This is a genomic window from Rhizobium sp. BK049 (assembly GCF_014193135.1).
Lineage (GTDB): Bacteria > Pseudomonadota > Alphaproteobacteria > Rhizobiales > Rhizobiaceae > Rhizobium.
Genome location: NZ_JACHYV010000015.1, coordinates 145,772 through 154,284 on the forward strand (window position 1 = coordinate 145,772; position 8,513 = coordinate 154,284).

Annotated in this window: 6 protein-coding genes; 1 reads left to right on the forward strand and 5 read right to left on the reverse strand. The window is 60.6% G+C overall.

What is annotated here, in order from left to right; all coding sequences use genetic code 11:
* Positions 1 to 61 precede the first annotated feature (61 nt).
* Complete coding sequence (locus FHT70_RS17320) at positions 62 to 457, reverse strand: hypothetical protein (RefSeq protein ID WP_085780068.1); 396 nt, start codon at positions 455 to 457, stop codon at positions 62 to 64.
* A 115-nt stretch (positions 458 to 572) separates the two neighbouring features.
* On the reverse strand, positions 573 to 1,076 hold the full coding sequence (locus tag FHT70_RS17325) for a cytochrome b/b6 domain-containing protein (protein ID WP_183703374.1): 504 nt from the start codon (positions 1,074 to 1,076) through the stop codon (positions 573 to 575).
* A gap of 159 nt (positions 1,077 to 1,235) precedes the next feature.
* Here FHT70_RS17325 and FHT70_RS17330 point away from each other — a divergent pair, with 159 nt between their 5' ends.
* A complete protein-coding gene (locus FHT70_RS17330) occupies positions 1,236 to 1,790 on the forward strand; it encodes a cytochrome c (protein WP_097601086.1) in 555 nt (184 codons plus the stop codon).
* A 12-nt stretch (positions 1,791 to 1,802) separates the two neighbouring features.
* Here the strand turns inward: FHT70_RS17330 and FHT70_RS17335 are convergent, their stop codons facing one another.
* From FHT70_RS17335 to FHT70_RS17345, 3 genes are all read right to left on the reverse strand, one after another.
* Complete coding sequence (locus FHT70_RS17335) at positions 1,803 to 2,483, reverse strand: peroxiredoxin-like family protein (RefSeq protein ID WP_085778194.1); 681 nt, start codon at positions 2,481 to 2,483, stop codon at positions 1,803 to 1,805.
* A gap of 74 nt (positions 2,484 to 2,557) precedes the next feature.
* Complete coding sequence (locus tag FHT70_RS17340) at positions 2,558 to 5,803, reverse strand: adenylate/guanylate cyclase domain-containing protein (protein ID WP_183703387.1); 3,246 nt, start codon at positions 5,801 to 5,803, stop codon at positions 2,558 to 2,560.
* 124 nt (positions 5,804 to 5,927) lie between these two features.
* Positions 5,928 to 8,186 carry a bifunctional diguanylate cyclase/phosphodiesterase gene (locus FHT70_RS17345; protein WP_183703377.1) on the reverse strand — a complete coding sequence of 753 codons (2,259 nt, stop codon included), beginning with the start codon at positions 8,184 to 8,186 and terminating at the stop codon, positions 5,928 to 5,930.
* Between the last annotated feature and the right edge of the window lie 327 nt (positions 8,187 to 8,513).

Consider the following 8,513-nt stretch of genomic DNA (forward strand, 5'->3'; position numbering starts at 1 on the left):
GGGCGCTCGCCCGGAGTCAGGCGGCGACCGAATGGACCCAATCGAGCGGGCGCGTCTCTATTCAGATATTCGGAGGGCGGTGGAGCGGCGGCTGTTCGCCGAAGGTCGTGCGGTCGTCCACGAACTGCCGGATCGAGGTTACGACTGGCCCACCGACGTCGGGGCTTTCACAAATGATGCCGAGCCCGCCGCAGAAATCCTTGCAGCATTCCTGCTTGACGAGCTTCGCACCTCCATCGTCATCGGGCATGTCGATGCGCGAATGGTCGTGATGGCCCGCCTCCGCCACGTCGTGGCCTTCATGGGACTGCATCATCTCTGCGGCGGCCACTTGCGGTTCGGGGAACGGTGAGCCATGCATCGCCGCGCTGGCGTTCGCCAACGAGTACCCCGCCAGTGATACGACGATCACCAGCCGCATCATCACGAGCAACGTGCTCACTGTGATTCGGTACATCTTGCCCATTCCCGAAGAGCTACAGGTAATGCAGCCCGTTTTCAATCGCGGACCTAGCAATTGCCGACATTCGAGTCCTTAATATGACGCATCCAGCGGGGTTGAAGCTGGCCACTTAGATGTTTTTTGCCGGCCGCTTCCGGTGCGGCAGCAGCATCCGGTCGACCGTCTCGTCACGGGCGACCAGTGTGTGCCAGGCCGCTGCGGCCAGATGCAACGCCACCATCGCCAGGATGATCTTCGACCCCAGAACGTGGTAGGGTGCGATTCCAAACCAAAAATAGCTGGCGACGGCGCCCATGCATGCCTGGCCGATGATTGTGGCGTAGAAGGCGTGATGAAGCGCCGTGGCGATCCATCCGGTCCATGTGCCGGGCGCGGTGGGCTCGGGCGGTTGAAATATGCGAAGTGCGAGCCGCACACCCATCAGCAGGCCGATGGCAATCCCCGCGTAGTTATGGAGCTGATGCTGGACGACATCCCACGCGGATGGCGTCATCCCCACGTGGACTGCATGATGAATTCTCTCGATGCTGCCGCCAGTCAGATACTGCACCGGCACCATGAAGGCGACCAGCCAGTGAAGCCCTATCTGAGCGAGCGAATAGCCACTTTTCATTGATCCACTCCAATCGAAGCCGCAGATTATTCGGCAGCGGTTAACGCTTCCGCATCGGCCCATTGCCGAGAACCTCGGGGAGGGTGTCCGCCCTGTTGTTGCCCAGATGAGAAGGGATATGCGTAGAGGCGGCATCACGCCGGTTTGGGAAGCAGCTCTATGAGACGGACCTTTTTCATGGCGACTTTTGGACTGCTCCCTGGCGTGGGAGCCGCTCTCTTGACGACAGTCCCGTCGCCGGCCGCCGAGGATGTCGTGGCGCTTCGACAGGCGGACATGAAGGCCATGGCCGCGGCGGCAAAGACAATTTCCGGCATGTTCAAGGATCCGGCAAGCTATAAGGCAGCCGAGTTCCGATGGGCAGCAGACACCATCCGCGACAGATCCGGCGTCGTTCTTTCCGAACACTTCGCATCCGAGGTGGCCAGCCCACAATCAAAGGCCATGCCGAACATTCTTGAGGAGCGCGAGCGATTCGACCGCATCGCAAACGACCTGCGCGACTATGCCGTCGCGCTCGACGTCGCCGCCCAGAATAATCCGGGACCGATGCCCGCCGGCATGCGCATGAAGCCTGGGGAGGCCATGGGTGGCGGCCCCCTCGGCACTCACGTTCGAAGCGAGCAGGAGCTGTCGGCAATGCCGGCGGAGCACGCCTTTCACCTCATGCTGCAGACCTGCACGACCTGCCACGCCCGCTTCAGGGCGCAATAAGCACAACAGGTGTCACACAGCCATATTCGAAGCCGCCGACATTACATCGCGGGGGGCGGGACCGCCGAACAAGTTGCGGCCACCTTCCTCGACTTCCGTGAAACACCAGCGCACGACGCCATCCCGATCGAGCAGGAATTCGCCAACAAGCTGGCCATGGCCAGTGGCGATCATTCGCGTGTCGTCCTCAGTGAATTCATAACCGTCGGCCTTGTCGAGATATTCCATCGCCGCCATCACATCCATGGGCTCTGGCAGCTCGCCCGGCATGTCGACCTGCATTGACGACATTGTGCTCATGCTGACCTTGTACGGCCATTCGTTCTCGGATTCGGTGAACTCGATATTCGGCAAGCCGAAAGCTCTGTGCGATACCCGTTCGGGGTCGGAGGCCGCGAGCAAATTGGGAAGCGGGTGGTAGCGGAAATAGAGGCGCGCTCGCTCGATCGGAGTATTGACGACCGTGAGGCTATCGATGCCTTTTTCCTGCAGCGCATCGGTGAGTTCGGCCATGGCGGCGATTTGCCGGCGGCAGAAGGGGCAGTGCAGGCCGCGAAACAAGCCGACGAGCACCGGCTTCTGACCGCGAAAATCATCGATGGCGATCTTGCCATGGCGGGTGATCGCATCCAACACCACGTTGGGCGCGCGATCCCCAGGCTGTAATGGTTTATCGGCGTGGTTCTCCTGCATTGTTAGTTCCTCCCTTTATGTCTCTGAATCGCTTTGGCGAATTGATGCAGAGCGACGAGTGAGATGCGAAGCCTTCAGTCGAGAAACGGCAAGACGACGAATGTGCCGGGGTCAAGCTTGTGGCGGATGCACACATCCTGCGCCAGCGCGAAATACCGTTCCGCTTCATCCATGTCGTCGTGTTCAAGGCTCAGTGTCGCCAAGCCATCATAACACGGAAAGAGCAGTTGCGGCTCGTCAATTTCCTTCGCAACCTCAAGGGCTTCCTCGTAATACTTACGAGCTAGGTTCGGCTGCCCATGGCATTGGTGTATCTGCCCGAGTACGATCAGCGGTACGGACAGATGGTCGCGCTGATCGAGCGCCCGGTCGATTTCGACCGCCTTCTCCGCCGCCGGCACGCCCTCGGCTCCACAGCGATCGGTGAAGGTGCAGCAGGAGACCGCGAGATTGGCGAGAAGACGCGCCTGGAAGCCGAGATCGCCGATGCGGGTGGCGACCTCCAATCCGCGTCGGCAGATCCTGATGGCGTTGGCCGGATCGACGATCGTGTAGAGAACGCCGAGGTTGGAATAGGCGCGGCAGGCGGCGCTTTGCAGATCGGCCTTTTCGGCGACCGAGAGGCTGCGCTCCACTTCCTGCACGGCATCACGGCGGCGTCCGAGACGCGCGAGTGCTGCACCTTTGGTGTTCAGCGCCTCTGCCATCGCCCGCGCTGCCTCCCGTCCGGCCTCGGTCGTTCCATCGATCGGCAGTGTTTGCAAGCATTGCAGCGCCTGTGTCGCCCATTCGGCAGCAGCAGCCTGGTCGCCGGTGCGGAAGGCGAGGTGGCCGCGTTCTTGCAGGAGATGGGCATGTTCGACCGGCGCATCGATCGGCGCGATCATCGTTTCGGCTTCGGCACAATGGGCCTCCGCCTGATCGCGGCGTCCCGCATCGAGATGCAGGCGGCTGATCTTGCGCAAGATCCTCGCAGCGGCGATCCGATCATCTTTCGCGCGGTGGATCGCGAGTGCTCGCTGATAATGGTTCAGGGCGGCCTCACGCCGGCCGGCAGGACCGCAGAGATCGCCAAGGCGCTCCAACAGTGCCAATTGCTCCGGCGGCGCCTCCTGCTCGTCGGCGAAGGCAGCAAGAGCCTGTCGGTAAAGACGCATGGCATCGTCATTGGCGTATATCTTGCGCGCCATATCGCCGGCCGCCATGAGATAGCTGGCCCCCTTGGCCTTTTCGGTGGTCAGGCTGAAATGATGGCCGAGCTGCGCCAGATGCTCTGCTCGATCCGGCGCCACGCCATATTGGCGTTCCAGCGCCCGGCCGATCCGTCGGTGAAGCTCCATGCGGCGTTGCAGCAGCAGATTGTGGTAGATGACATCGTGCATCAAGGTCTGGCTGAAGCGATAGCCCGGCGCTGTCTCGGCGTCCGGTCCACGCAACTCCTCGATGATGTTGGCATCGCAGAGATAATCCAGCGCTGCATCGATGCCGGCCGGATCGGTCGCGACGGTGCGGAGCAGGGCGGTATCGAACTTCGGGCCGACGACGGCAGCCTCCTGCGCCAGACGTCTGATCTCCTGCGGTAACCTGTCGACGCGGGCAAGCAACAGGGCTTGCAAATTGACCGGTATATCGACATCCGCGTCTTCGGCTGCGACATGCCAGCGCTGCCCCTCATTGTGCAGCGCGCCCATGTCGATCAGGCCGCGCAGGATTTCTTCGATAAACAGCGGATTGCCGCCGGCGCGCTCGAGGATGCGCTTGCGCATTGGCGCCGGCAACTTGCCGTGACCCTCGCCAAAAAAGGCGGCAAGCAGCTTCTGCCCATCGGCAGCGAAGAGGGGGCCGAGACGCTGAACAGTGACGCTGACGCGATCGGAGTTCAGCGGATCCGTCTGCGACGTCGGCCGGTAAATCGCAAGCAGCATCAATCGGCTGCGCTCCAGCCGGTCCATCATGAAACGCAGCACTTCCAGTGAGGCGGCATCCGCCCAGTGGAGATCCTCGATCACAAGCAGGAGAGGGCCTTGTGCCAGCCGCCGCTCGAAGATGGTTCGGACCGCATAGAAGATCTGGCGACGCAATTGTTCCGGTTCGATGTGCCGGAGCGCGCCATCGGGATCGCCGAGGCCGAGAACATGGAAAAAGAGCGGCAAAAGCGCCGCGACGTCGTCAGGCCCGAGATCGAGGGCACGGAATCCCGTTGTCAGCAGTTGCCGTGTCCTGTCGGGATCGTCCCGCTCGCCGATTCCATAGGCGCTCCGCACGACCGCGGCGAGCGTGCCGTACGATTGTTCGCCGAGGGGAGAGCAGGTGGCTCTGCGGATAGCAAGCCCAGGAAAACGGTCCGTGTTGCCGGCGATCCCGACGAATTCGCTGGCCAGACGCGATTTGCCGATGCCCGCTTCGCCGATCAGGCGGACAAGCTGCGCGGCGCCGCCACAGGCAAGATCGAGGCAGGTCAACAGGCGCGACAATTCCGCGTCCCGTCCGACCATCGGCGCCTGAAGGCCGAAACTTTCGAGCCCGCGTGCCGTATGCGGCGCTTCCAGCAGTCCGGTCAGCCGATGCACGAGGACGTTTCCAACCTTACCGCGCAGGGTTTGCGCGCCGAGGCTGTCGAAGGCAAAGGCGTGGCGGGTGAGACGGTAGGTCAGCGGACCAACGAGAATATCGTTTTCACCGGCCATGGATTGCAACCGTTGTGCGGTGTTCACAGTGTCGCCGGTCACGGAATAGGATTTTGTACTGGCGGCGCCGAAGCCGCCAGTGACCACAGGGCCGCTATTGATGCCAATATGCAAGCGCAGCGGCACGCCCGCACGCGACTGCCAGCGCTTGCCGACCGCAGCGGCCCGATCGATCATATCAAGTGCGGCGCCAAGCGCCCGCACCGGATCGTCTTCATGGGCGACCGGCGCCCCGAACAGCGCCAGCAGTGCATCGCCGACAAATTTGTCGACGAAGCCGCCATAGGCTTCCACCGCCCGGGTCATCTCTTCGAACAATTCGTTCTGCAGCACCCGCATGATTTCGGGGTCGATCTGCTCGCTCAACGTCGTGAAGCCGCAGAGATCGGCAAAGAGCACCGTCACCGGCCGACGGTCGGCATCGCCATCGGATTCAGCCGGTGCCGTCTCGATGGCTGGCTTCGCGGCCGGCTGGGCTTTGCCTGAGATCGACGCGCCGCATTTCGGGCAAAAGGCAAAATCAGGCTGACATGGATAACCGCAGGCCGCGCAGGAGAGGGGTTGCCTTGCGCCGCATCGCGGACAGAAAGCAAAACCGCTCTGAATGTCGAAACCGCAGCCGGCGCATTCCATCGCAGGCATCTCACGAAAACCCTATATGCGACAGCGACATCGGCCGCTGCCGGCGGGCTTCTCAATGGGGATAAGAATGAACCTGCTTACGAAGACCCGCAAGCACAAACAGCCGACGGCCAACCTAGCGGCCTGCCTTTGCGGTTCCTCTATGCGGCTGATGGCAAAATTCGATCAGCTGCTCCGAGGTCATTGGCCGCGCCAGAGCGTACCCTTGCAGCAGATGGCAGCCGAGATCTTTCAGGATCTTCGCGTGCTCCATTGTCTCCACGCCTTCGGCAACGATGTCGATGTTCTGTGATCGGCCGATTTCGATGATTGAGGAGACCAGACGGCGTTGAGAAGGAGAGGCGAGGATCGGCTTGACAATCTCTCGATCGATCTTGAGCCTTCGGGGTTCAAATCGAAGCAAGCTGACGATACTGGCATGTTCTGTGCCGAAATCGTCGATTTCTATTTCTATGCCGAGCGCCTTGATGGCTGGAATCACCTCATTGAGAGCAGGCTGAAGCTCATCGAAGGAGATTGTTTCAAGCAGCTCGAAACACAGGCGGCCCCTCACTGCGGGAAGGGCCGAAAGCTCGGCAAGCAGATTTGCCTGCGCCAGTCGGCGCGCGGATATATTGACCGAGACCCGGGGGATTTGCAGTCCCAAGCCGTCCCATCTCGTCAGCTCGAAGAGTGCTTTTTGCAGGATCAGTCTATCCATGTCGCCGCTACGCCCGAGCCGTTCCGCAGCATCAAGAAACTCGGTGGGGCCGAGCAGACCTCTTCGCGGATGATCCCAGCGGGCGAGGGCTTCGACGCCTGCGACCGCCAATGTGGTTGCGTCGAACTGCGGCTGGAAGAACGCGACGAACTCGTCGCGTTCGAGCGCTTGGTTGAATTCATCCGCCAGTTCTTTCGAATGGACTGCGGCGCTTCGAAGCTCTTCGGTGAAGATTGCCGCGCGACCGCGACCCGCCTTCTTCGCCTCGTAGAGCGCCAGATCGGCATTCAGGAGCAACTGGCCGAGGTCCTGCCGAGAAGGTACAGCCTCCCAGGCGACGCCGACGCTTGCTCCGACCACATAGGCTGCTCCATCGATAGAAATGTTGCGCTGAAGCGCGTCGACAATCTGCTTGGCCAATTCGGTTGCTTTAGGCTCAGGATTGGCGCTCCAGCTGGCGAAAATGAACTCGTCTCCACCGATGCGAGCTGCGACGTCGTTCGGACCGGCCAAATCGGCGAGCCGCAAAGCCGTGGCCTGGAGGACGATGTCACCGCCGGCATGGCCCTTCGTGTCGTTGATCTCTTTAAACCGGTCAAGGTCGATATGGATGAGGATCAGGCGATCGTGCGGAGCCGGCCGCGGCGGCTGCGAGATCATCTGGTCGACGAATCGTCGATTGGGAAGTCCCGTCAGTGCGTCGTGCAGTGACAGGTATTCCAGGCGCTGCCGCGCGCGAACGAGCTTCTTCTTGTGCAGGCGAAGTTTTTCGATGGTTCTTTGGCGCGATCTGGTCAGAAAGCCGACCCAGACGATGGGGGCAACGACACAGAAGGCCAATAAACTTGCATAGAACTCGAAGGCGCCGATCCCGTTATTTTGGCCCCATCCATGCTTCGGACGCGCGGCGAGGGTCCATCGGCCGTAGGTCATATCCACGTTCGCGACGACCGGCTTTCTTTGAAAGGTCTCCAGGTCACCGAGAAACACTTGTTTGGGCGATTCCGGCTCCGGTTCGGTGCTGATGGCAATCTCAAGATCGGTCGAACGAAGACCGCTATCTCCATAAAGCTTCGGAATATCTATGATTCCGGAAAGAAGGCCCCAAAATATCTGGCTATTTCCGTCGGTGATATAGACAGGACACCTGACCACGAAAGCCATTCCGCCTTGGACAAGCTCCACCGGGCCAGTCAAGACGATGTTGTGGGTGTTGCGCGCCAGCATCGCGGCAGCCCGTTGCTTCTCGTTCTTCCGGTAGTCGAGCCCGATGGCTCTTTCATTTCCTTTTTCCGGATAGACCCAGCTGACCACCATGTCAGGCGCCGCCGCGAAGCTTCGCAATTGTGAATCAGGCTGCAGGATCCGTGCTGCAAGTTTGGAAAATCCGTTCTGACCCATTGCCGGATCGACGGAGATAGCCGCCGCCAGCCCTTGTAACAGTTTCACATTGCTATTCAGATTCGTCTGCAGCCGAGATGATATCGTGGCAAGCTCACCGGCGACAATCGAACGTTCATCGGCGAGAGCGCGCTCCAGCCGCCAATTCGTTGCCACCCAAACGACGATAGCTGCAATAATGGCCGCAAATACCGCTGGCGCGAAGGCGCTCACATGGCCGGTTAGGTAGCCCGCGCGGCTGCGCGCTATCTCTGGGTTTTTTCGAAACTTCATCAGCTCGCCGGTGTGGTGGTAAGAGCGTATCCTTGCACAGTTTCTTTAAGGCAACGCTAAACCGACCAATACGGTTCGAATATCGTCCGTCCGGATGCATGGATACCTAGATTTTTGCAGGGCCCACACCGCGCATCGCAATCAGTCCCATCCGCAATCTCCCAGCTCATCAAAACCCGGGGAGAGTGACATTCTTACTTTGCAGAAACAGGACACTTTAACTTTGAACCCACCCGGTGGAGAAGCTAACCCAAGTGCATCATGCCTGTTTTGCAGGATAGGGGATCACCCATCTTCGCGCAAATGCGCCATAAATACCTCGGTCGG

Coding starts and splice junctions, on each gene's coding strand:
- FHT70_RS17330 (WP_097601086.1), top strand. CDS start 1,236: ATGAGACGGACCTTTTTCATGGCGACTTTTGGACTGCTCCCTGGCGTG.
- FHT70_RS17345 (WP_183703377.1), bottom strand. CDS start 8,186: ATGAAGTTTCGAAAAAACCCAGAGATAGCGCGCAGCCGCGCGGGCTAC.
- FHT70_RS17325 (WP_183703374.1), bottom strand. CDS start 1,076: ATGAAAAGTGGCTATTCGCTCGCTCAGATAGGGCTTCACTGGCTGGTC.
- FHT70_RS17335 (WP_085778194.1), bottom strand. CDS start 2,483: ATGCAGGAGAACCACGCCGATAAACCATTACAGCCTGGGGATCGCGCG.
- FHT70_RS17320 (WP_085780068.1), bottom strand. CDS start 457: ATGTACCGAATCACAGTGAGCACGTTGCTCGTGATGATGCGGCTGGTG.
- FHT70_RS17340 (WP_183703387.1), bottom strand. CDS start 5,803: ATGGAATGCGCCGGCTGCGGTTTCGACATTCAGAGCGGTTTTGCTTTC.